Source organism: Synergistes jonesii, assembly GCF_000712295.1.
Taxonomy (GTDB): Bacteria; Synergistota; Synergistia; order Synergistales; family Synergistaceae; genus Synergistes; species Synergistes jonesii.
Genome location: NZ_JMKI01000021.1, coordinates 75,790 through 99,261, shown reverse-complemented (window position 1 = coordinate 99,261; position 23,472 = coordinate 75,790). Strand labels below are relative to the sequence as shown.

Sequence of the window (23,472 nt, the reverse complement as noted above, 5' to 3'; positions counted from 1 at the left end):
TATAAAAAACATCAACCCTCGAAGGGCACTTATCTTTTATTGTAAAATTTAGAAATATTATTTGTCTTTATAAACGATGACTTTAAATAATAAAAGATATAAACTTTATGCAATAAAAATCTCTTAATATCATATCCATCGCTGAAGGAGGATGTCCATGTTCACAATCGGAATGGAACCGCGTGACGAATATATGAGTTTTGAACTTGCTAAGGGGGCAATGACGCTGGCGCGCGACGTTATGTTGGTCAAACCCGGGGAAAGCGTCGTGATTACCGGCGACTCGTGTACCGACCGCAGGGTCGTGGAGGTAACAGCCAACGCCGTCTTCACGATAGGCGGTCATCCGGCGGTCATATATTATCCTACCGCGCCGGAGACCTGCCTTGAACCTTATGCGCCGATCGCGGCGGCGGTCGAACACTGCGATGTTTGGATCGAATTCACCTATTCCTCGATCATGCATTCGAATTGTTTCCGGGCGGCGCTTGCCGCAGGTGTGCGATATATAAACCTTACAGGCATGGACGCTATGATGATGGTAAGGACTATCGGCAATATCGATTATCCTCTCGTCGTTGAAATGGGCGGCGCTATCCAGCGGATAATACAGCAGAGCGACGAGGTAATTGTGAAAAGCCAAGCGGGTACCGATCTTAAAGGGTACAATCGCGGACGTAGGGTCCGGCTTTCAGGAAAGCTTGCGACGGAAAAGGGTTATCCCATTATGCTCGCAGGGCAAGTCTCTTGGTGTCCGATAGAAGAAACTATTGAGGGTACTCTCGTTTTTGACGGAGCGCTCTTTCCTCCTATGAGCCTCGGAAAGCTCAGCGAGCCGGTTGCGATGACTCTCCGCGAGGGACGCGTCAGCGAAATTCGCGGTGGCCGCGAAGCGAGAGTGTTCAGTCAGTGGATGGAGGGGCTGAATGACCCTGAAAATATGTATAGGCTGGCGCATTATTCGCTCGGTTTCAATCCGGGTGTCAGAGCGGTGACCGGTCGTATAGTGGAGGACGAGCGCGTCTTCGGCTGTATAGAATTTGGCGTCGGGAGCCAGGGAAAGTCCATTCTCGGCAAGGAGTGGGCTGCGGCCGGACATACCGACGGCATAGTTTTAAATCCCACGATCATTCTTGACGGGAAAATATTTGAAGAGGAGGGCGTCTATCGGCATCCGGAGATAAGGGAATACTGCCGTAAACTCGGAATCGCGGGATATTAGAGCATGTGCGGCCGGTCTGCAAAGGGCCGGCTTTTCCCATTACCGCTGCAAAGGAGGCGTAGTAAATGGAACGGAAGACGGCAAAGAGCATCACTCATGTAAAAACTGCGGAGCCTGCGACTTTTTTATTGAGCGTCCTCGTATCCGCAGTCTCCGCTATAATTTCTATGCAGGTGCTGGTCAAAACAGGCTTCGGCGCCAATACTTCGATTTTGGGCGCGATAATCGCAATGTCCCTTGCGAGGATACCGTTTTCCTGCATGGACAAGTTCCGTTCCGTGGACAGACAAAACCTCGTACAGACGATGTGCTCCGGAGCGGCTTTCGCGGCGTCAAACTGCGGCATACTCGCGCTCGGCATCATCTATTATGTGAAGGGGGCGCGCCCGTATATTCCGGCGATGTTTGTCGGCGCCTTCGCCGCTACCGCTATCAGCATCTATTTTGTTTATAAACTATACGATTCGAAGGTCTACCCGGCCTCGGCGTCGTGGCCCCCGGGCGTCGCCACAGCTGAGACGATAGAGGCGGGAGACAGGGGTGGAGAGAAGATTCGGAGGCTTTTGCAGGGGATCGCGGCTGGCGCGGTCGGCAATATGATAAGGATTCCCTCAGCTTGGATAGGAATCCCGGGCGGGGCATCGTTCGGCCTGCCCATGGCGGGAATCGGCATAGTTTTCCTTGCCAATATATGGTCAATGTCGGCCCTTGCCGTCGGCCTGCTAATACGCGCATATGCGCCGGTGTTTTTTGGTTTTAATATAGGAGCGACCTACATCCCCCAGGGCGTGATGGTCGGCGCAGGGCTTATGTCTCTGCTGCAAGTGGGCAATATGCTTTACAAGAGCGGTAAAGATACTTCCGACACGGTGGAAGAGGACGGCATGGTTTACAGTTACACGGTTTCGAACCGCGGCGTACAGAAAGCGATCTGTACGTCGCTTGTCCTGAACGCGCTTGCGGCGACGGTACTTGCCGCGGTAACCGGTATGATGGCGCAGATGGACCCGGCTAAGATTATTATCTGGGTCCTCTGGGTGACGCTTTCGTCGGTTATCTCTCCCATGCTTGTCGGGATCTGCGCCATGCGCTCGGGATGGTTCCCTGCCTTCGCCATCACCACTATATTCCTCTCTCTTGGTCTGCTTATGGGGTTTCCCACAATGCCCCTAGTCATCCTTACGGGATATGTTGCCTGTACCGGCCCGTGTTTTGCCGATATGGGGTACGACTTGAAGACGGGATGGATACTGAGAGGAAAGAGCGGAAACCTGGCTTACGAGCTTGACGGGCGTAGGCAGCAGCTCATAGCGGAAATGATCGGCGCGCTGATCGGTTTTGCCGTGGTAGCCTGCTTTGTTTCCGTATATTTCAAGCTTGGTACGTTCGCTCCAGTGTCGAAGGTTTTTGCCGCTGCGATCGAAGCCGGCCGAAACCCGGAAATCCTCGGACAGCTCATAAAATGGGGAGCCTTTGGCGCGCTGATACAGCTTGTCTTTGGAATAAAAAAGACGGTCGGCGTGCTGCTGGCGACGGGGTTGTTGATCAACAGCCCCATGTACGGGCTTGGCGTCGTAGCCGCCGTCGTGTACAGGGCGATCTGGGGGAGCAAAAGCATGGAGCTTCGGGAATCCGGACTTATTGCCGGAGACGGCATATACAGCTTCATAATGGCAGTTATTAAAGCTTTTGGGTAAGGGCGCGCGGGCCGACTTTTTTGCCTTCGGCGCCACTCGTGCGCCTTCTCCATGCTCGGAGGGCGCGCTTAGCTGCGGAGCCGGCTCCGCTCCGTTTACGCGCTCCGCAGAGACCATCTCCCCCCTCTACTCTGAAGCGACGTCATCCGCCAATAGAGGCCGCGGGCCTTTATCAGCTCCGCGGGGCTGCCCTGCTCGGCTACGCGCCCCTCCGCCAAGACGACGATCTTGTCGGCCCCCGCCACGGTCCGCATGCGATGGGCGATCACCAACACTGTCTTGTCCTTGATCAGCCGCGAAAGCGCGCCTTGGATCTGCGTTTCGTTCTCTACGTCGAGGGAGGCCGTCGCCTCGTCCAGCAGTATGATAGGCGCGTCCTTCAAAAAGGCCCGCGCGATGGAAATCCGCTGACGTTCGCCGCCGGAGAGCGCGCAGCCGTTTTCGCCGATCCGGCTCTGCCAGCCCTGCGGAAGCCGCTCGACGAACCGCTCGCAGTTGGCGAGCCTGCCGGCCGCGAGCACCTCCTCGTCCGACGCGTCTTTTCTGCCGACGCGGATGTTTTCCATGACGGTGTTGTCGAAGAGGGTCACCTCCTGAAAGACGATCGCGTAGAGCGACAGCAGCTCCTCCGGATCCGCCTGCGAAATATCCATGCCGCCGACGGATATCTTTCCTCTGTCGACGTCCCAGAAGCGCGCCGCGAGGCGCGACACCGTTGTCTTGCCGCCGCCCGAGGGGCCTACGAGGGCCGTTACCTCCCCCTGCCTCGCCGTGAAAGAAATATCTTCGAGCACCGTCCTTCCTCCGTCATAGGCGAAACCGACGCGGTCGAAGACGATGTCGCAGCCTTTGTTTGTAAGCCCGCTTTCGCCGCTCTGCACGGGATGGTAAAGTATCTCGTTCATCCTCGCGATGTTGGTGCGCACGGCGACGATGACGGCGAGATTTTGCAGGGCGCCCTGCAGCGGGTCGTATATCCTTGAGGCGACCAGCAGGAACATGAAGAAGGTCAAGAGGTCGAGCCGTCCGTCCACGAGCAGGAGCGCCCCCACAAGGGCGGTGGTGGCGATGCCCAGTTTGAGTATCAGCGAAGCGGAGACGACAAAGGCCGCCGTGCCGAATTCCGAGATTACGGCGCGGCTCTCGACCTCCTTGATTTTTTTATCGAGCCCTTCGAGGTAGGCAACCTCCGAGTTATTGGCCTTAAGGTCGCGCGCCGCTTCGATGCACTCCTGAATGCCGTCGGCGCAGGCCATCTTCGCAGACATCTGACGTTCGTTCAGCCTCTTCTGCACCTTTGCGGAAAAGCCTACTACGGCGAAGGCCGCCGGCGCCACCCACAGCGCCGCCAGCGCCATACGCCAGTCGACGGTCAAGAGGCCTGCGCCGACCAGCAGAGTGGAGGCTATCGCGCCTAAGAGCTCGGGGATGAAGTGGGAGAAGGCTTCCTCCAGAGAGGTGCAGTCGGCCATGATGACGCTGGTAAGGTCAGCGAGGTCCCTCTTGCCAAAAAAGGCGAGGGGTATCTTACGTAGCCTTTCGGCGACGGCTATGCGGCGTACGCCGCTTTCCACGTAGGTGGCGAGAAAGGTGGCGTTATACTGGAAGCGGTACGTGGCCAGGATGAACGCGACGCAGGCCAGGCATGCGGCGGAATAGAAGGCCGCTCTGCCGGCTTCGCCCCCTCCGCCCATAAGGTCTTTCACCAGAGCATAGAGCAGCCATACGGGGAATATCAGCGCTACGTTATGAAGGGCGCAGGCGGCGCAGCCCTTTATCAGATCATTAGCCCCCTGCTCCGAGAGCGCGAAAGTTTTCTGGATTTTCATCATCATCACGACGCTCAAGCTTCCTTAGCCAATTTCCACTTTACGGAAGTAAGATAATCGTCCCACATCTTGCAGAAGAGCCCGCCTCGTTTTTTCAGCTCCGAAAAACTTCCGCTCTCGCAGATTCCGCCCTCCTTTATGACGAATATCCGGTCGGCGTTAACGACTGTAGAGAGCCGGTGCGCGATTAGAATCACGCTCTTTTCCTTTGAGAGCGCCGAGAAGGCCTCCTGCACCCGCGTTTCGTTGTCCGGGTCGGCGAAGGAGGTGGCTTCGTCAAGGACGACGATGGGGGAATTTTTCAGCATCACTCTGGCAATGGCTATCCTCTGCTGTTCGCCTCCGGAAAGATATACGCCGTCCGCGCCGACGACGCTGTCGATCCCGCAGGGAAGTTTTTCGATGATCTCCGCACATTGTGCAGCCGCCAGCGCGCCCATCACCTCGTCGCGGGAGGCGCCGGGATTTCCCATGCGCACATTTTCCAAAACCGTCGCTTTGATGAGCCGGCTGTCCTGAAAGACGAAAGATACCGTTTCCATCAGCTCATCCTTGTCTATCTCACGCACGTCTGCGTCTCCGGCCAGCACCCGGCCGTGCTGCGGATCAAAAAAGCGGGGGATCAGGCTGGCCAGCGTCGTCTTTCCGCCGCCGGAGGGGCCGACGAGGGCGGCTATCTCCCCGGCCCTTACGCGCAGAGAGATATCCGTCACCGCGTTCCTTTGGCCGTCGTAGCTGTAGCTGGCGTCTTCGACATCTACGGAAGCGCCGTGCGGATGCGCCGGCGCGGCGCTTTCTGGAAGGGGGCGCGCCGCCTTCACATTGCCGATGCGTTTTAAGGCGTCGTCCACGATCATGGCGTCCCTGCTCTGGAACATGATCTTCGTCAGCGTTACCGAGATGACCGGCGTAGCGATGATATAAAAGAGCAAATTTAGGAGAAATTCCTCCGTCACGCCCTCCCGCGTAAAGAAAAGCCCTGCGGCGACGAGAAAGGCAAAGACGCTGTTGACCGCCGCGGTGTAACAAAGCATGGGACGGCGGCACTCTTCTGTGTAGGCGGTCACCCACTTGCAGTATCGGTCTATGGAATCTTTGAACTTCCTAAAGGAGAATACCGTTTGACCGAAAGTCTTCACGACGGGAATGCCGCGTACGTATTCTACCGCCTCGTTCGACATCTCCTCCAGCGCGTTCTGGTATTCTTGCATCTTTGCCCGCATCTGCCCGCCGGTCATCCTCGCCATGATGGAGAAGCCCATCAGCACAGGAACGAGGCTCAGCGCTCCGAGCCGCCAGTCAAAAATTAGAAGCAGGACGAGCAGTCCGACCGGCGTCGCGATTGCGCCCGCCCGGTCGGGAAGCTGATGGGCCAGGTAGCTCTCGGTGGCGACGCTGGACTCGTTGACGATTTTGCGCAGCCTGCCGCTGCCGAAATTCCCAGTGAAGCCCAGCGGCAGCTTCACAATATGGCGCATCAGCTCACGGCGGATATTGGCGGCGACGCGGAACGCCGCCACGTGTGAGCACATCAGCCCGGCGATATATACCAACAGGGAAATAACGGCAAAAAACAGCGCCATCCAGCCGTTATACACGAGCCCGCGCGCTGCGGAGAAATCCGGCGCAGCCGACAGCGCCTCCCTGATGATAATCCAGATATAGCAAAAGGGGGCCAATGCCAAGAGCGCGGAGAGCGCCGAGAGGCCCCACGAGGCATAGGTAAAATACCGGTAACCGCCGGCATACTCCATCAATATCGCAAGATTGGACTTTTCTTTCACCTTGATCGTCCTCCTTAAAGGCCGTTTTAATTGACAGCCGCACATGTATAGTTAGCTTAAGCTAACTCTGAGACGAAAAAATATAGGGCCTCAAAGCCCCAATATTTTCCGCCACCCCGCACTGTAAAATTCCCGCAGCTCCTCCGTGTACAGGAGGGCCTTTTCCCGCGGCATGTCGTGCAGCACAGGCTCGAAGAACGCGGAAAAGAGGCCGCTGACCAGGATGTGCTCCAGCTGTCGGTCGATGTAGGACGCACCGCGCCCCAGCCCTTTCAGCACTTCGATGAAGCGGTGCGTCGCCTCCACCTCCATCTCCACCAGCGTGTGCAGAAAGCGCTCATGCTTTGTCCCCTCGGCGCAGCACAAGAGCAGCTTGAATTCGTCAAAGTGCGCGTAGATGTAGTCGACCATCCACGTCATGCACTCTGCGCTGATCCGCCCCATGCCGTCGGGCTGCTCGGCCGGCGGCAGGGCGGCGAAAGTCCTCTGGGCTTCGGTGAATTTGTCCAGAAAGGCTCTTGCGGCTCCGCCGGCCAAAGCGTCGAAGAGTTCCTCTTTGCTTTTATAATAGCCGTAAAAGGCGCCCGTGGTCACGCCCGCCTCTTTGACGATGCGGCGCAGCGACGCGCCGCGGAATCCCTTCTCCAGAAATTCTCGCCTGCCGGCCTCAATAATATTCCGCTGTGTTCCTATGTCGCAATTATCCACCCGCGCGCTCCTGTATAACAGTGTTATATATAAACGATGCCGCTGATTCTGTCAAGAGGGCGCGACGGCCCTGTGTCGTTGGGGTGTTGCCGCAGATGCCTTGACGACAGCGCGGGCGCGAGATGATAAAATAAAAACGTTTTTGCGGAAGCCGCCCCGCCGTTCGTCCGACGGGCGCGCCGTATCAGTATCCGCCGACGTCCTTGACGGGAAAGGAGAGTATCGATGAAGAAAATAAATATAAAAAAATGGCTGGTGTTTTCGCTCGCATGTGCGGCGCTTTTCTCGGCGGGGCCGGCACGGGCGGCCTTCGTTCCTGTGAGCGCTGCTTTCGACGAATATATGAGGGATGCCGAAGCTCCCCGCCATGGAAACAGGATGGGTGGAGAGGCCGCATATAAAGCCGCGGGCCGGAATTTCGGCTACGTACCTTCGCCGCTGAATTGGTCGCATCTTGACGGCGCCGTCTACGGCACGCTCCGGCGCGCCGGTCGAGAAGGGCCGCTCCCGGCCCGCGCAGCGCTGCCGGCCCGCTGTGATCTGCGTCCCTCCATGCCGGCAGTGAGGGATCAGGCCGACTTCAACAATTGCTGGACCTACAGCGCTATGGCCGCCACGGAATCCCGCCTGATAGGGCTGGGGCTCGCTTCCTCCTCCGATATCAGGCTTTCGGAATGGTATATCACCTATTACGCCTACAATGCCGGCGACGGCTTTGTCCCCTTCTCCAACCCGAGCGCCAAGCCCTATTACCTCGTGGGCGGCGACGACTGGCGCGCCGTGGCGCTGCTGGGACGCGGCACAGGTTCGCTGCCGGAGCTCGACGCTCCGACGCCGGCCTCGCACGGCGAAGTATATACGCCGGCGCCGAAGCCGAGGAAATATAAGCTCAACAACGCGTTCTACCTGGGCAGCGGCGGTTCACGGGAGGTCCCGCTCTCGGCGGCGCGGCGCGAGATGATCAAAAGGGCGATGCTGGAGTACGGGGCCGTCTCCGTAGGCGTCTACCAGTTCAGCGACAACGACCAGTCGCGCGAAGATGCCGGCCGCAGCGTATTTTCTGAAGACGGCCTATCGTATTACACGGGGCTGGGATATGATGGTGCGGACGAAATAGGCGGGGCCGCAGCCGATTTTGTACCCAACCACGCCGTCGCTTTGGTCGGCTGGGACGACGATTACCCGAAGGAGAGATTTGCGAAAGACAACCGTCCGCGAGAAAACGGCGCCTGGATAGTCCGCAACAGCTGGGGAAGCGGCTGGGGAGACGCAGGCTATTACTACGTCTCCTACGAAGAGGGGACGCTCTACGACGGCGTCGCGTACGATAGCTCCGCCGCCCTTTCGGGCGAGCGGGTATACCAGTATGACCCGCTCGGCTGCGTCCGCTGGTTCTCGCCGCACGAAGAGAATGAAGAGGGGAATATCTCTTATTTTGCGAATATCTTTGCGGCGGCGGGAGACGACAGGATATCGTCGGTCGCCTTTTATGTCCCTTCGCCGGGCAACAGATATGAGATAAGCGTTTATAAAGACTGCGGGGGTTCGCCGATCGGCGGCAGCCTTGCCTCGGCGACGGATGCCGACGGCCTCGTCCCGGGCTATAACAGCGTAACGCTCGCAGCTCCGGTTGACGTCGCCGCGGGGACGAAGTTTTCCGTCGTCGTGAAGGCGGCGGTAGAAGCCGACGGCTACAAATATACCGTCCCCGTAGAGTGCCGCGTTTCCGGATATTCCGAAATGGCCGCGGCGGCGCGCGGCGAGGGTTGGTTCTCAAAAGACGGTGTGAGTTTCTATGACATAGCCGACGCCGACGGGAAGGGAACTGTGAGCGTCTGTCTCAAAGCCTTCGGCGAGCGGCAGCATACGGCGAGGGGCGCGGCCATAGAACTTCCCGGCGAGGTGACGGTCGACGCCGAAGCAGGAGCTGCGGCCTCTGCTGCCGCCCTTTCAGCGGCAAGGCGCGAAGAGCGGGAACGAGAAGTGATGAAGGCTCTGCGCGAAGAGCGCGTAATCGGCGTCGCCGCCGACAAGAACGTCGATCTCAAAGGAGTCTTTGCGATGACGGTCGAACATACGGGCGGCCCGGCCTCGTTCGCCGTACCGCTCTCCACGGAGCTGGAATTCTTGGGCGTCCCCTACGTGATCCTCCGCGGAAACAATAGCGGCGGATTCTCCGCCCTGCCCGCGGAATATCTGACGGGGAAGCTCTCTTTCTCCGTCGGCGATCTTAACGAATATTTTTCGGAGGCATATATAACGGTCGCGGACGTTCGGGATTCCGTGCCGCCCGGTCGGTCGTCGGAGGGCGGTGGCTGTGCCGCAGCTACCTGCGCGTCGGCGCTGGCGCTGCTGGCGCCGCTTGCGCTGGCGGGAAGGGGACGGCGGGGCCGGAGGCCGTAGGTTTTTTGACAGCCTGACGCAGCTTTAAGTTTATAACATTATTCGCCAAAAGCGGTTCGGATGTCAAAAACGCATAGGCAGGCAGTATGAGTGTAAGAACGTATATCGCATAGGGTATATCCGCAAAAAATAATTTGGAAACGGCGGATTTTTCAGATAATTATTTGTTTGCAGTCGATTTTGTAGAATAATATTTATTGTGCTTCTACTTTTTATCATATACAATACTATCGTTCAGCGCTGAATAAATCAGGTGAGGAGTGATAGTATCATGGAGCAATTCTTAGATTCTGTCGTAGGGATTTTATGGGGCCCCACTTTACTCGTCGGGCTCCTGGGCACGGGGCTGTACTTCAGCGTAATAACCAGGTTCTGGCAGCTAAGGCATTTCTTTGACTCGTTTCGTTTTTGTTTTCTTCCCGATAAAAAAGGCGAACTGCTGCCCGCCGACAAAAGTCGGGTAACTCCGTATCAGGCGGCCTGCGTCGCTATAGCCGGCAGCATAGGTTCGGGCAATATCGGCGGCGTGGCGAGCGCGATAGCGCTCGGCGGCCCAGGGGTACTTTTCTGGATGTGGATGACCGCGCTGGTGGGCATGATGACGAAGATGGCGGAGGTCACTCTGGCCGTCTACTATAGGAAACAGGATCCGGACGGAAAAAAGACCGGCGGGCCGTTGTTCTATATCGAAAAGGGACTTGGCCGCAGGTTTAAGTTCTGGGGGATATTCTCCGTTTTATTTACCGTGGGAATCTTTATGCAGCTCATCCTCGCCCCCGAAGCCTATACGGTAGGGGAGTCGCTGCATGAGATGACTGGCTTCAGAGTCATTTATCTCTCGGCCTTCTTCTGTCTCATGTGCGCCTTGGTCATCTGGGGCGGCTTGAAGAGGGTCATAGGATTTGCCTCCTTCATGATGCCCTTCATGTCCATTTTATATATCGTCTTCGGCGCATATATTATCGTTATAAACGCTGTGCACATCCCTGCCGCGGTAGCTTTGATCGTAAAGTCCGCCTTTACCCCGGTCGCCGCGGTCGGCGGTTTCGCGGGGGCCTCTTTCATGCTGGCGGCGCGCACCGGCATCGCCCGCGGGCTCTTCAGCAATGAGGCCGGATGGGGAACTAGCCCCATGGTGCATGCCACGGCGGACAACAGGCACCCCGTAGAGCAGGGGATGTGGGGCGTAATGGAGGTCTTCGTCGATACTATAGTTGTGTGCACGGTCACGGGGCTGGTCATCGTGCTGACCGGCGAATGGAGCTCCGGCGTCTCCGGCTCCACGCTGACGATCAACGCCTTCGCGCACGGACTGGGGAAAAAGTTCGCGGCCTATTTCATCGCGATATCGCTCTTCCTTTTCTCTTGGACGACTGTGACGGGATGGTATTCATACTTCCATTCGATACTTGAATATGTCTTCAAGAACAATATGCCCGTAAGAAAGGCCGCGCTGTGGATACTCAGGATAACGACGCCCTTCTTCGGCCTGATAATGGCCTATATGATCGACGTATTGAATACGAATGTCTCCTATGCGTGGCTGATAGTCGATATCTCATCGTCGGTGCCGACATACGTCAACCTGATAGTGCTGCTGCTGCTCTCCGGAACCTTCGTGGCGATATTGAAAGATTACGAGGGGGCGGGTAAGCTCTTCGGCCTCGGAGAATACAGCGAAGTCAAGGTCGATTAGTTCTGTGCGTGTTTGTCCATGTGAGTCAGGCGGTTTGACTCAATCACAATACATAAAAGGAGTGTTCTCGTTATGAAGAAAGCATTAGTTTTGGGCTGCGGGCTGGTCGGCAAGACGGTTGCGCTTGATTTGGCGAAGGATTTTGAAGTGTCCGTGATGGATCCCTATGAGAAGGCGCTGGCCTCTCTGGCGGAGAGGGACGATATAAAAAAGATCCGCAAGCCGGCCGACGACGCGGCCGCCCTCCGCGAGGCGGCTAAGGAAGTGGATGTCGTCTGCGGGCTGCTGCCGAGCCACCTTGAAGGCGCTTCTCAGAAACAGATTCTCGAGATGGGGAAGAAGTACGTCAGCCCCAGCGGATACCTCCACAGCGAGGGGATGGACGCGATCGCGAAGCGTACCGGCGCCGTGGCCGTCTTCGATATGGGGATCGCCCCCGGCATGTCGAACTACCTCGTCGCCCGCGGCGCTGCTATGGTCGACGAACTCGATTTCGGCTGCATATATGTCGGCGGTATCCCGGAAAAGCTCGATCCGCCCTTCAATTACCGCACCGTCTTCTGTCTGGAGGACACGATGAACGAATATTGCATGCCGGCCAAATATGTGAAAGATTATAAGCTGGCGGAGGCCCCCGCGCTCAGCGGCCTTGAGGAGATAGACTTCCCCGGCGTCGGCAGGCTCGAGGCCTTCTTCACCGACGGGCTCCGTTCGGCCGCGCTGAACGTCAAAGGCCGCTTCGTAGCCGAAAAAACCATGCGCTGGCCCGGTTATGTCGACGCCATCAATATAATGAAGGCGGCCGGCTGCTTCGATAAGGAGCCGGTGGTCGTCGACGGCAAAGAGGTTATTCCTTTCAACGTCACCACGGAGCTGTTCCGTCCGCGCTGGACGCTTCGGCCGGAAAAAGGAGACCGCGACCTTACCGTCATGAGGGTGGTGGCCAAGGGGCCTAAGGGCGGCAAATATGTTACGAACTGCTGGGATTTGGTCGACCGCTTCGACGAAAAGCTGATGCTCCATTCGATGGCGCGCACCACCGGCTACGCCTGCTCGACGACCGCCAGGGCGGTCGCGAACGGCATGATATCGGCGCCGGGCTTCCACGCTCCGGAGGAGCTTGCGGGCGACGACGCTTTCTACGACTACCTCATGCCCGAGCTGGCGAAGTATGACATCGTCTTCAAGCACAGCGTGCTGACAGAAGAAAAATAATAGAGAGCTTTTCGCGCAATAGTTTGAAGTAAGAATCAGCCGCTCGGTTATTAGCATGATGATTGGGCGGCTGATTCATCATATCCGGCAAAAAATTGAAGAGGGGAAGCGTGTGGATACAAATACGGCCGTGATGTCGCTGGTGGCGGCGTTTCTCTGCTTAGCCTGCGCAGATAAATTTATGGGAAACAGATTCGGGCTCGGCGCCCTCATCGACGAAGGTTTTTATACGCTGGGGGCGCTGGCGCCGATAATGATAGGGATGATCACTCTTTCTCCGGTGATCGCCCGGACGCTTTATCCCACAGCGTCACGGGTGCTGCCGCTGATAAAGGCCGACCCGTCGCTCTTTGTAGGCGCGGTATTGGCAAATGACTGCGGGGGGGCGGCGCTTGCCATGAACATCTGCCGTTCACGCGAGGCGGGGTTGCTCAACGGAGCGATAGTGGCCTCTATGATGGGGGCCTCGATTGGCGTTATTCCAATAGTGCTTGCCGCAGTGGACGCGGAAAGACGGCGATATGCGGTTTTAGGGCTGCTGATAGGATTTATTGCGATACCGCCGTCTGCCTTGATCTCCGGATTGATCGCCGGGATGGACGGGGGCGTGTTGTTTTATAACCTGCTGCCCATCGCGGTCCTGGCGGCCATGATCGCCGCGGCGCTGCTTTACGCACAGTCGTGCACGGTCAGAATTATGATATTCTTGGGAAAAGCGATACTATTCGTCGCCCTCTTCGGCTTTGCCGCCTCGGCGGTCGCTGCGCTTACCGGCGTCAGCGTTATCCAAGGGATGGCTCCTATAGAGGAGGCGTTCGTGATACTCGGGCAGATCGGCGTCGCGCTGGCGGGGATATTCCCGCTGCTCCATCTGTTGAAAAGGGCGCTCAACAGACATTTGCCGCGCCTCTCCTCCGCTATGAAGGTGAATGATATTTCCGTGATCGGACTTATAACCACGTCGGCAAATTTTTTCCCCGTTATACCGATGCTTAATAAGATGACGCCGAGAGGCGTGATCGTCAACATGGCCTTTGCGGTTCCGGCTGCCTACGCGATAGGGGACCACCTGGGCTTCACGGCCGGCTTCGAACGCTCGCTGCTATTCCCGCTGGCGGCCGGCAAACTGTCGGGAGGCCTCCTGGCGGTCATGGCGGCTCTGTGGTATTGCGACCACGTATCTTTGAACGAGTAACTTCCGCTATAATATAACGAAGTATGACGGCCTAAGCGTCATCTTGGCCGTGTTCCGCGCATGCCGTATCTATATCCTCTTGTGCGGGCGAAGTCGGCGTCGCCGCCGAACGCTGAAATAGCTTGCTGCACAGAAGCCGCAGATTGTCGCATTGATTGGAGGTGACAAAATGATAAAAATGGTTAAACAAAACTTGGACGATATCGACTTCCGCATCGCCTACGAGCTGAAAAACGACTGCCGTATCTCATACAAGCAGTTGGGCGGCGCTATCTCCTTGTCCCCCTCTTTGGTCTACGAGAGGACCAAAAAGATGGAGGAGAAGAATGTGATATTGTCTTATAACGCCAAAGTCGACTGGGGAAAATTCGGCTATTCGATACACGCCTTCATTTTGTTGAAAGACGATAGATTCATCGGCGACGTCCCCTATTTTCTGAAAGACAGGGACGAGGTCTTTAACTTGTATATGGTCTCCGGCGAATACGATTATATGCTTGAGGTGTATATAGCCAATAAAGATGATCTGGGGAATTTCATGGATTATTTGTACAGGACGGTCGGCAGGACCTATACTCTGCTGATTCTTAGGGAAATATACGAAGTCCCGGAAAAGCCATAAGACATCCGGCCTTTGACAGTGGAATATGACGTGGCGCCCGCACCCGCCTGTCATTTTGCCCCTCGAAAGCGCCGCGGGCGACTTGGCGCTGAGATTTTTATTAAAAAATATCGTTAAAATATCGGCATCCGCCGCTGTTATTTGATTAAACTTACGATATAATCAAACGAGCGTTTTACTTTAGAAAGAGGCAGAGGTGCAGAAAATGAGTTTTAGCAAAAAATTGTCGGCAGCTTTATTGTTTGTCGTGTTGACGGCCGGCGCGGCGGCGGCGGAGAGCGTGAAGATCGGCGTCTATCTTCCCATTACGGGCGGAAACGCGGTCGGCGGGCAGCTTGAGCTCGATGGAGTGAAGCTCGCTCATAATCAGTATCCGACGGTGGATGGAAAGAAGATCGAGCTCGTCGTGGTGGACAACAAGAGCGACAAGGTCGAAGCGGCGAACGCGGTGAAGCGCCTTATCGAGAAGGACAAGGTAAGGGCTATCGTCGGAACTTACGGTTCGTCGCTCGCGATGGCCGGAGGGGAGGTCGCCGAGAAGGCCGGCGTCCCGATGGTGGGGACGTCGTGTACGAACCCGCTCGTCACGCAGGGAAAGAAGTACGTCTTCCGCGTCTGCTTCATCGACCCGTTCCAGGGCGCGGGCGCCGCCGATTATGCGCTGAAGGAGCTCAAGGCCAAGACGGCAGCGATGCTGATAGAGGTCACGGAGGACTACAGCGTCGGTCTCGGCAATTTCTTCAAGCAGAATTTCACGAAGAACGGCGGCAAGGTCCTCTCCGTGATGAATTATCAGAAGGGCGATCAGGACTTCACGGCCCAGCTGACGGAGATCATCAGCAAGAACCCCGACGTCCTTTATATCCCCGCTAACTTTGCGGAGGGCGCGATCATCATGCGTCAGGCGCGCGAGCTCGGCGCGAAGTTCAAGATTCTCGGCGGCGACGCGATGGACAACCCCGAGATGGTGAAGATCGGCGGCCAGTCGGTCGAAGGCTTCAGCTACACTACGTTCGCCTACTCGCCGAATATGCCTGAGAAGCTGATGAGCCCGATTCAGAAGCAGTTCACGGCTCAGTGGCGCAAGGCCTACCCGGGCAAGGATCCCGCGGCTCTCACGGGCTGCGGCTACGACGCCTATCTCCTTATCTACAACGCGATCAAGAGCAGCAAGAGCACGGATCCGGAGAAGATCACCGCGGCGATAGCGGCGACGAAGGACATGCCGGGCGTCACCGGAACGACGACGATCAACCAGACGCACGACGCGGAGAAGTCCGTCGGCATCATCCGCATAGAAAACGGTAAGCAGGTGTTCCACGCCATAGTGAACCCTAAATAGCGCGACGCGGCGCGCCGGCACAGAGCAGTGCGGCGCGCCCGCTCTTTTCGGCGCCGTGGCGAGTGGAGAATGGCGTCTGAGAAATTTTTTTGCCCTGCGCGCCCTCCCGCCGTGGAGGGCTCCCGCACTTTTTTAAAACAAAAACAAAAATATTCTTCCCCCGCTCGAATCACGGGGGGGCAAGAGGAGAAATCTTATGACGTTTGATATGATAGTCCAGCATTTTTTCAACGCTCTGATGCTGGGCAGCCTTTATGGGCTCATCGCCATCGGCTATACGATGGTTTACGGCATTTTGAGGCTGATAAACTTCGCCCACGGCGATATTTTCATGATAAGCACGTATTTCGTCTTTATTGCGATAGCGGGGATGCGTCTGCCGTGGATTCCCGCCGTCGCGCTCTCGATCGCGGCGACCGCGCTCTTCGGCGTGATGGTGGACCGCATCGCGTATCAGCCGCTGCGCAACGCGCCTCGGATTTCGGCGCTTATTTCGGCGATCGGCGTCTCGTTCTTCATTGAGAATCTCTGCCTCGTCATCTTCACCGGAGTCCCGAAGCCGATGCCGCGCTTTGAGCCCCTGGTCCGCGTTATGTCGCTGGGGGGCGCACGCATCCTGCCGCTCGCCGTCTTCGTGCCGGCGATATCTTTTATTCTCGTCGGCGCTCTGCTCTGGATGCTTTACAGGACGAAGCCAGGACTCGCGATGCGCGCCATCTCGCGTGATATTGAAACGACGAGGCTGATGGGCGTCAAGGTCGATCGCATCATCGCTCTGACCTTCGCTATAGGCTCGGCGCTCGCGGCCGCGGCCGGCATCATGTGGGCTCTGCGCTATCCGCAGATTCATCCGTTCATGGGAGTCTTCCCCGGGCTGAAGGCTTTCATCGCCGCGGTGCTCGGCGGCATCGGCTCCGTGCAGGGCGCGATGATAGGCGGCCTGCTGCTCGGCTTTATGGAGATAATGCTCGTAGCGCTCTTCCCGTCGCTCTCCGGCTACCGCGACGCCTTCGCGTTCATCCTGCTGATATTGATTCTCTTTTACAGGCCGACGGGACTGATGGGCGAGAAGCTGGAGGATAAAATATAATGAAAAGTTCGACGAAATTACTGCTCGACGCCGCAAGCGTGGCGTTGCTCGCGCTCTTCCTCTGGTGGGCCCAGGGGCATCTGGACGGCTATAAGGTGCAGGTGCTGAACCTCGTAGCGGTGAACGCTATCCTGGCGATAAGCCTCAACCTCATCTACGGCTTCACCGGGATGTTTTCTCTCGCTCACGCGGGCTTCATGGCGATAGGCGCCTACGTGACGGCCATTTTGATTCTTCCAGCCGCGCAGAAGGAGATGATGTACATCCTTGAGCCGATGCTCTGGCCCTTCTCTGTGATGCACGCTCCCTTCTTCGTCGCGGTCGTGGCCGGGGGACTCGCCGCGGCGTTCGTCGGACTTCTGATGGCGCTTCCCTGCCTGCGCCTCGGCGGCGACTACCTCGGCATCGCGACGCTCGGCTTCGGCGAGATCATCCGCGTCGTTTTCACGAATATGACGCCCGTCACGAACGGAGCGCTCGGTCTTAAGGGCATCCCCGCCTACGCCAACCTCGGCTGGAATTATTTCTGGTGCGTGCTTACTATCTATGTGATAGCGAAGCTGCTTTCGAGCAACTTCGGCAATACGCTGCGCGCGGTGCGCGACGACGAGGTCGCGGCGAAGGCGATGGGGATAAACACCTTCAGGGCGAAGACCATCTCCTTCGTAGTCGGCGCGTTTTTCGCCGGCGTCGGCGGCTCGCTGATGGGCAGCCTTATCACGACGATAGACCCGAAGATGTTCAACTTCCAGCTGACCTTCAACATACTGATGTTCGTCGTCGTCGGCGGGCTCGGCTCGATAACGGGCTCGCTCGTCGGCACGCTGGTCATCACGGTGCTGCTCGAATGGCTGCGCTTCGTGGAGGATACGATAAAGATAGGTTCCTGGGAGATCGCGGGAATGCCCGGCATGAGGATGCTGATATTTTCGCTGCTGCTGCTATTCATAATCCTTTACCGCCGCGAAGGGATAATCGGCGGCTACGAGTTCAGCTGGGAGAGCGCAGCACGCTTTGCCAAGCGCATAACGAGAAAGGGCGCGCGCGCCAATGGCTGATATTATACTGAAGACGGAAGACGTTATGATAAAATTCGGCGGGCTCACGGCCGTCAGCGGCTTTGCCATCGAAGTGGAGCGCGGCTCGATAACGAGCATTATAGGGCCGAACGGCGCCGGCAAAACGACCTGCTTCAACATAATCACCGGCTTTTACAAGCCGACGTCGGGGCGCGTGATATTCAACGGCAGAGACATAACGCCCCTTGAGCCGCACGTCGTCTGCAAGATCGGCATAGCGCGCACCTTCCAGAACATACGCCTCTTCACGGGCGGCAGTGTGTTGCAGAACGTCATGGCCGGCTGCTGGGTGCGCCAGAAGTCGCCGTGGTGGAGCGCGCCGCTTCAGCTGCCGCTCTTCCGCCGCGAGGAACGCGAGATGCGCGAGCGCTCGCTGAAGCTGCTTGAGGCCGTCGGGCTCGATAAATTCGCGGAAGAGGTGGCGACAGGGCTTCCTTACGGGGCGCAGCGCCGCCTTGAGATAGCGCGCGCGCTGGCGACTGAGCCGGAGCTGCTGCTGCTTGACGAGCCGGCCGCCGGCATGAACCCGCAGGAAAGCCGGGATCTGATGGACTTCATAAGGCGGATACGCGACAAATTCAGCGTGACGATTTTGATGATAGAGCACGACATGAAGGTCGTGATGGGCGTTTCCGAATGGATTCGCGTCCTTGACTACGGGCAGCTGATAGCCGAAGGGACTCCGGCGGACATCCGTGCGAATCCGAAGGTCATCGAGGCGTACCTCGGCAAAGAGGCGGCCGAGAGGGCGGAGGCGAAGTAGATGCTCAGGGTGGAAAATCTCTGCGTCAATTACGGCGGGATACAGGCTTTGCGCGGAATATCGCTCGAAGTGCCGGAGGGCGGGATAGTCACGCTGATCGGCGCGAACGGTGCCGGGAAGAGCAGCACGCTCCGCGCTATAGCCGGGCTAGTGCGCAACAAAAGCGGAAGCGTGACGTGGAAAGGCAAAAACATCACAGGCATGCAGCCGGAGCGCGTGCTCGAAAGCGGCATAGCGCTCTGCCCCGAGGGGCGGAGGATATTCCCCCACCTCACGGTGCTCGAAAATCTGCGGCTCGGCGGCTATTCGTGCAAAAGCAGGGGCGAGGCCGACGCCGCGGTCGAAAGGGCCTTCGCGCTCTTCCCGCGCCTGCGCGAGCGTTCGTGGCAGAAGGGCGGCACGCTCTCTGGCGGCGAGCAGCAGATGCTCGCGGTGGGGCGCGCGCTGATGAGCTCTCCGGAGCTGGTGATGTTCGACGAACCGTCGATGGGGCTCGCCCCGATACTCGTCGAGGAGGTCTTCGAGATAATCCGCCAGATAAACAAGGAGGGGAGGACGGTCCTGCTCGTGGAGCAGAACGCCTTCGCCGCGCTGAAAATAGCGGACTACGCCTACGTGCTCGAGGTCGGGCAGATAACGCTGCAGGGCAAAGGCGAAGAGCTGCTTAACGACAGCCGCGTGATAAGCGCCTATCTCGGCGGCTGAGGGGCAAAAGACAAGAATAAGGAAGGCGGCCCCGCTCCTTTTAGCGTGCGGGGCCGCTTGTTTTTCTCCTCCGCCTGGGCGGATGCTTATATCATTTTTCTCGGCCGGCCGATCGGCTTTTTCTTCTCGCCGGTCAGTATTTCTCCGGCGTAGGTCGCGGCCTGCTCGTATATCGGCGCGAGCGTCTGGCGGAAGGGGTGCTCGCCGCGCCAGAAGGGAAAGTCGTTCATAACTTCGAGCGCCGCTGCGCGCCGTCTGTTGTCGGTTTCGGCGCGTTCGAAGGAGAATTCGCCGCCGCGGAACCAGTTTTCGTCTGCGGGCAGTTCTTCGCCTTCCATGGGCGGAGCGGCGCTTTCGGAAGCTTCCGCGCCGCCGGAGAGCTCGCAGGCTTCGCCGAAGTCACGGGCTTCGATTTCCTCGTCGCGCGCGCTTTCGAGCGTCAGCATGTTTATCAGCGATTCTTTTTCGAGCCCGCGCAGCTTGAGCAGTAAGAAAGGATCGTCGCTTATCTCTTCGCCGAGCAGAAGGAGGACCGCGACTATGTGCTTGCAGGGGGCCGCGTCGTCGGGGCAGGAGCATTTGAAGCGGCGCAGCGCGCTTTTCGTCGGAAAGAGCGGGGCCTTCGCATCTTTGAATATTTCTTCGGTCTCCTCCGGCAGCTCGCCGGCCAATAGGCGCGCCGCGAACGCCGCGTTTTCGCGGAAACGGAAGAGTATCATCTCGCGCGCTTCGCCGCTTATCGTTTCGATGCCGAAGCGCACCTGGTAGGGAGTTTTGCGCGAGCCCTGCACGCACGCTGTGACTAGCCCCGGCTCAATGCTTATGCCGACGACCTGCCCCTTGCGCGCGTAGCTTTTGCCACGGGCGAGGCGTCCAGCGTCTATGGACTCCTCCATCACCTCTATCCAACGGCGCGACCACCAATTCGACGCGAAGGCGTGCCCGCGCGCGGTGCGCGCCTTTATGCCGCCTCTCGCCTCGCGCGGCTTACGGTATTTATAAAATCCTCCGCGCGTTCCGCTCACAGGTTTTCCACCGCCTCTTTTTCGAGCATGAAGAGCTCCTGAAGGTCGCTGTCGCTTAGTTCGGAGAGGCGCGCCTCCCCGCTGCCGACGACCATCTCGGCGAGCTCTCTCTTCTCGTCTATCAGCTCTTCTATCTTTTCTTCGAGCGTGCCGCGGCAGCAGAAGTAGTGTACCTGTACGCTGCTGCTCTGCCCTATCCTGTATGCTCGGTCGACGGCCTGCTGTTCGACGGCGGGGTTCCACCAGCGGTCGAACATTATCACGTGGTTTGCGCGTGTGAGGTTCAGCCCCGTGCCGCCGGCCTTGAGGGAGAGGATGAAGAAGGGGGGCCCCTTTTCTTCCTGCTGGAAGCGGCGCACCATTTCGTCGCGCTTTTCGCGCGGCACCCCGCCGTGCAGGAAGAGCGCCTCGCGCCCGAAGGTCTCCTGTATGAATTTTTTCAGCAGCCCCCCCATTTCGGCGTACTGCGTGAATATCAGAGCGCGGTCGCCGGCCGCGATCATCTCCTCGGCGAGCTCAGCGACGCGCGCGATTTTGCCGGAGCGGCCGTCGATCTCGGATTTATCCTTCAGGTAGAGCAGCGGATGGTCGCATATCTGTTTCAGCGCCGTTATAGCGCCGAGCACTATGCCTTTGCGCTTTATGCCGCTGGCGCCCGAGAGCTCTTTTTCGAGCGACGAGGTTACTGCGCCGTAGAGCGTCGCCTGCTCGCGCGTCAGCGGGCAGAATTCGCGGCTCTCTATCTTTTCCGGCAGGTCGCTTATTATCTCTTTGTCGCTCTTGAGGCGGCGGAGTATGAAGGGCGCGGTCATGCGGCGTACCTTTTCCATCGCCTTCTTCTCTCCGGCCTGCACCGGGCGCAGTATCTCGCGCGAGAATTTCGCGCGGTTCGGCATCAGGCCGGGCATCAGGAACTCCATTATCGACCACATGTCGCCGACGTGGTTTTCGACCGGCGTACCGGTGAGAGCGACGTGCCAACCCGCGCGCAGCGAACGCGCGGCGCGCGCCTGCCTTGTGTCGGGATTTTTTATGTTCTGCGCCTCGTCGAGCACCGCGCCGGCCCATTCTATTTTTGAAAAGAGCGCGTTGTCGCGGTAGAGCAGCGAGTAGGACGATATAACGAGCGCGCCGGCGAGCTTCTCGGCTGTGAAGGCGCCGCTCTTGTTTCTCTTGAGCCCGTGGTGTACGATCGTCTTCATGCCGGGGACGAATCTCTCCGCTTCGCGCCGCCAGTTTTCCATCACTGAGGTCGGGCATATCAAAAGCACCGGGCGCAGTTCGCCGCCTGAGCGCATTTCTTTTATAAGGGCCAGCGTCTGTACGGTCTTGCCGAGCCCCATGTCGTCGGCGAGGCAGGCGCCCATGCCCAGCTTTGTGAGGCGTTCGAGCCAGAAGAGCCCCTTCGCCTGATAGGGGCGGAGCTTGCCGGCGAAGCCCTCCGGCGCCGGCGATTCCTCAAGGGGGGCGGAGGCCGATAGCAGCGCGCGGACGTCGCTGAGCCACTGCGAGCCGGCGACCTCCGATAGTGGCGCGTCCATGTATTCCTGACGCAGTGAGGAGAGAAGCGCCTCCCTGCGCTCTATTTTTTCCGGCATCTTTTTCAGCGCCGCGGTTATTTTCTCAACTTCGTCGCGGTATATGACGACCCAGCGGCCGCGGAGGTTCGCGAGCGGCGTCTTGAGCTCAGTCAGCATCGTGAATTCTTCTTCGGTGAGGAGGTCGCCGCCGAGTGCGACGTTCCAGTCGACGTCGAGCATATCGGACATGTCGATCTTGCCGCCGGCCTGGAAGGCGCCTTCCTCGCGGACGTTCGCGCGCACAGAGAGCTTCGGGCGGTCGGATATCTGTCCCCACGTTTTTGGGAACTGCACCTGTATGCCCATGTCCATTATCCGCGCGAGGTGGTTGTGAAGGAAGTCGAACAATTCGTCGAGAGTCATAGCGCATTCGCAGGGGCACGGCGTATGCAGCCCCGACGCGACGGCCGGCAGCTCGGCCGCGAGACGGCCGAGTATCTGAAGCATATAGAGGCGCGGATTCGTCTGTGTGCGTTCGAACCACTCGCGCTCGGCCCGCGTCGGGCTCCATACGCGCTCGGCGGGGATTATCAGCGAAAGGTCGCGCGTCGACTGCAAATGCCAGGACAGTGTCCACGCCCCCTCCTCTTCGAGCGGCTCCTCGAGGCGTATGAAGAAGCGCCACGGCTGCGCGGTCATGGCCTTCAGCGAATCCGCCCAGGCGCAGACCTGTGGGTAAAACTCTGACATCTCCTCCTTCCATTTTTCGAGCGGCGCCTTCTGCCATAGCAGCGAGCGGAGCCATATCTCGTGGGGGTTGCCGGAGTCGATGAGGCGCCCCCTGTCTCTGCCCTGCGACTGAGAGGCGCGCACTATCATATCGGTGAAGCAGCTGAGCAGCAGCATCGCTGCGTCCCGCTTCGGTGCGAGCCGCGCCCTCCCCTCCGCCGCGAAGGCGCAGAGAAGCGGCGGCATCGCGGCGGCAAAGGCTGAAAATTCATCCTGGCTCCTCGCGAGTATCAGCGGCCGCCATTGGGAAACGAAGCCGCCGCCGCGCTTTTCCATGTCGGGGAAATAGTTCCCGCGCTGGACGAGGTAGGCCGAGTATTCGAGCGCGCTGCAGATGAATTTGACGTCGTCGGCGAAGAGCACGCCGGGCGCCGCGAGGCGTTCGCCGCTTTCGCGGACGACGCGCGCGAGTTGAAGAAATTCTTGGAAGCTCAGCGGCAACGCGCAGACGGAGAAGGGCGACAGCGAAAGCGCGCCGCCCTTCGACGGCACGTCGCCGAGCATCGGGCTCGACGGCAGAGGGACGCCTTCGCGGCTCGGCAGTAGCAACTGCGCGCCTACGGGCTCCGCGCTCCTGCGCGAGCGCTTGACTCCGACCCCCTTCAGAGCCGCTGCGAGCTCGGTGGTTTCCGCGCCCCACGGTAGAGGCGGCGCGGCCGCCGCCGGCGCCCCGTCAAAATATTCGAAGGAATGTTCGCCCCAGAGATATATGAAGTCCTTCTCGAAGGCGGTGTGAAGAATAAGCATGGAAACCTCTCTTATCCTTTTTATTGCCGCCGCGCCGCACG

Annotated in this window: 17 protein-coding genes; 12 read left to right on the top strand and 5 right to left on the bottom strand. The window is 58.5% G+C overall.

From position 1 onward, the window contains the following. The first annotated feature begins 157 nt into the window (after positions 1-157). Complete coding sequence (locus EH55_RS05060; protein WP_201769341.1) at positions 158-1,222, top strand: M29 family metallopeptidase; 1,065 nt, start codon at positions 158-160, stop codon at positions 1,220-1,222. Positions 1,223-1,287: 65 nt separating this feature from the next. After that, positions 1,288-2,919 carry an OPT/YSL family transporter gene (locus tag EH55_RS05055; RefSeq protein ID WP_037975361.1) on the top strand — a complete coding sequence of 544 codons (1,632 nt, stop codon included), beginning with the start codon at positions 1,288-1,290 and terminating at the stop codon, positions 2,917-2,919. A 95-nt stretch (positions 2,920-3,014) separates the two neighbouring features. Here the strand turns inward: EH55_RS05055 and EH55_RS05050 are convergent, their stop codons facing one another. The 3 genes from EH55_RS05050 to EH55_RS05040 all read right to left on the bottom strand — a co-directional run bounded on the left by EH55_RS05050 (position 3,015) and on the right by EH55_RS05040 (position 7,240). After that, a complete protein-coding gene (locus EH55_RS05050) occupies positions 3,015-4,754 on the bottom strand; it encodes an ABC transporter ATP-binding protein (protein WP_037975445.1) in 1,740 nt (579 codons plus the stop codon). 8 nt (positions 4,755-4,762) lie between these two features. Then, positions 4,763-6,532, bottom strand: coding sequence for an ABC transporter ATP-binding protein (locus EH55_RS05045; protein ID WP_037975360.1), 1,770 nt, complete (start codon positions 6,530-6,532; stop codon positions 4,763-4,765). A gap of 90 nt (positions 6,533-6,622) precedes the next feature. After that, positions 6,623-7,240, bottom strand: coding sequence for a TetR/AcrR family transcriptional regulator (locus EH55_RS05040; protein ID WP_051682660.1), 618 nt, complete (start codon positions 7,238-7,240; stop codon positions 6,623-6,625). 225 nt (positions 7,241-7,465) lie between these two features. Between EH55_RS05040 and EH55_RS05035 the strand changes: the two genes are divergently transcribed. The 10 genes from EH55_RS05035 to EH55_RS04990 all read left to right on the top strand — a co-directional run bounded on the left by EH55_RS05035 (position 7,466) and on the right by EH55_RS04990 (position 19,350). Further along, on the top strand, positions 7,466-9,643 hold the full coding sequence (locus EH55_RS05035; RefSeq protein ID WP_037975359.1) for a lectin like domain-containing protein: 2,178 nt from the start codon (positions 7,466-7,468) through the stop codon (positions 9,641-9,643). Between the two features lie 271 nt (positions 9,644-9,914). Next, positions 9,915-11,339: an alanine/glycine:cation symporter family protein gene (locus EH55_RS05030; protein WP_037975358.1), complete on the top strand. Its 1,425-nt coding sequence runs from the start codon at positions 9,915-9,917 to the stop codon at positions 11,337-11,339. A gap of 72 nt (positions 11,340-11,411) precedes the next feature. Beyond that, positions 11,412-12,554 carry a saccharopine dehydrogenase family protein gene (locus tag EH55_RS05025; protein WP_037975356.1) on the top strand — a complete coding sequence of 381 codons (1,143 nt, stop codon included), beginning with the start codon at positions 11,412-11,414 and terminating at the stop codon, positions 12,552-12,554. A 112-nt stretch (positions 12,555-12,666) separates the two neighbouring features. Continuing rightward, complete coding sequence (locus EH55_RS05020; RefSeq protein ID WP_051682659.1) at positions 12,667-13,749, top strand: ethanolamine utilization protein EutH; 1,083 nt, start codon at positions 12,667-12,669, stop codon at positions 13,747-13,749. A gap of 169 nt (positions 13,750-13,918) precedes the next feature. Then, positions 13,919-14,371, top strand: coding sequence for an Lrp/AsnC family transcriptional regulator (locus EH55_RS05015; protein ID WP_037975354.1), 453 nt, complete (start codon positions 13,919-13,921; stop codon positions 14,369-14,371). A gap of 205 nt (positions 14,372-14,576) precedes the next feature. Then, complete coding sequence (locus tag EH55_RS05010) at positions 14,577-15,713, top strand: ABC transporter substrate-binding protein (protein WP_037975352.1); 1,137 nt, start codon at positions 14,577-14,579, stop codon at positions 15,711-15,713. Positions 15,714-15,909: 196 nt separating this feature from the next. Next, on the top strand, positions 15,910-16,803 hold the full coding sequence (locus EH55_RS05005) for a branched-chain amino acid ABC transporter permease (RefSeq protein WP_037975350.1): 894 nt from the start codon (positions 15,910-15,912) through the stop codon (positions 16,801-16,803). Next, positions 16,803-17,861: a branched-chain amino acid ABC transporter permease gene (locus tag EH55_RS05000; protein ID WP_037975349.1), complete on the top strand. Its 1,059-nt coding sequence runs from the start codon at positions 16,803-16,805 to the stop codon at positions 17,859-17,861. Before EH55_RS05005 ends, EH55_RS05000 begins: the two co-directional genes overlap by 1 nt. Further along, complete coding sequence (locus EH55_RS04995) at positions 17,854-18,645, top strand: ABC transporter ATP-binding protein (RefSeq protein ID WP_037975348.1); 792 nt, start codon at positions 17,854-17,856, stop codon at positions 18,643-18,645. Before EH55_RS05000 ends, EH55_RS04995 begins: the two co-directional genes overlap by 8 nt. After that, the gene (locus EH55_RS04990; protein ID WP_037975347.1) at positions 18,646-19,350 is read left to right on the top strand and encodes an ABC transporter ATP-binding protein; all 705 of its coding nucleotides are present in this window, start codon (positions 18,646-18,648) and stop codon (positions 19,348-19,350) included. Between the two features lie 86 nt (positions 19,351-19,436). Here the strand turns inward: EH55_RS04990 and EH55_RS04985 are convergent, their stop codons facing one another. Together EH55_RS04985 and EH55_RS04980 are read right to left on the bottom strand one after the other, a co-directional pair. Then, positions 19,437-20,375, bottom strand: coding sequence for an SWIM zinc finger family protein (locus EH55_RS04985; protein WP_037975345.1), 939 nt, complete (start codon positions 20,373-20,375; stop codon positions 19,437-19,439). Beyond that, a complete protein-coding gene (locus tag EH55_RS04980) occupies positions 20,372-23,431 on the bottom strand; it encodes a DEAD/DEAH box helicase (RefSeq protein ID WP_037975344.1) in 3,060 nt (1,019 codons plus the stop codon). Before EH55_RS04980 ends, EH55_RS04985 begins: the two co-directional genes overlap by 4 nt. Positions 23,432-23,472 lie beyond the last annotated feature (41 nt).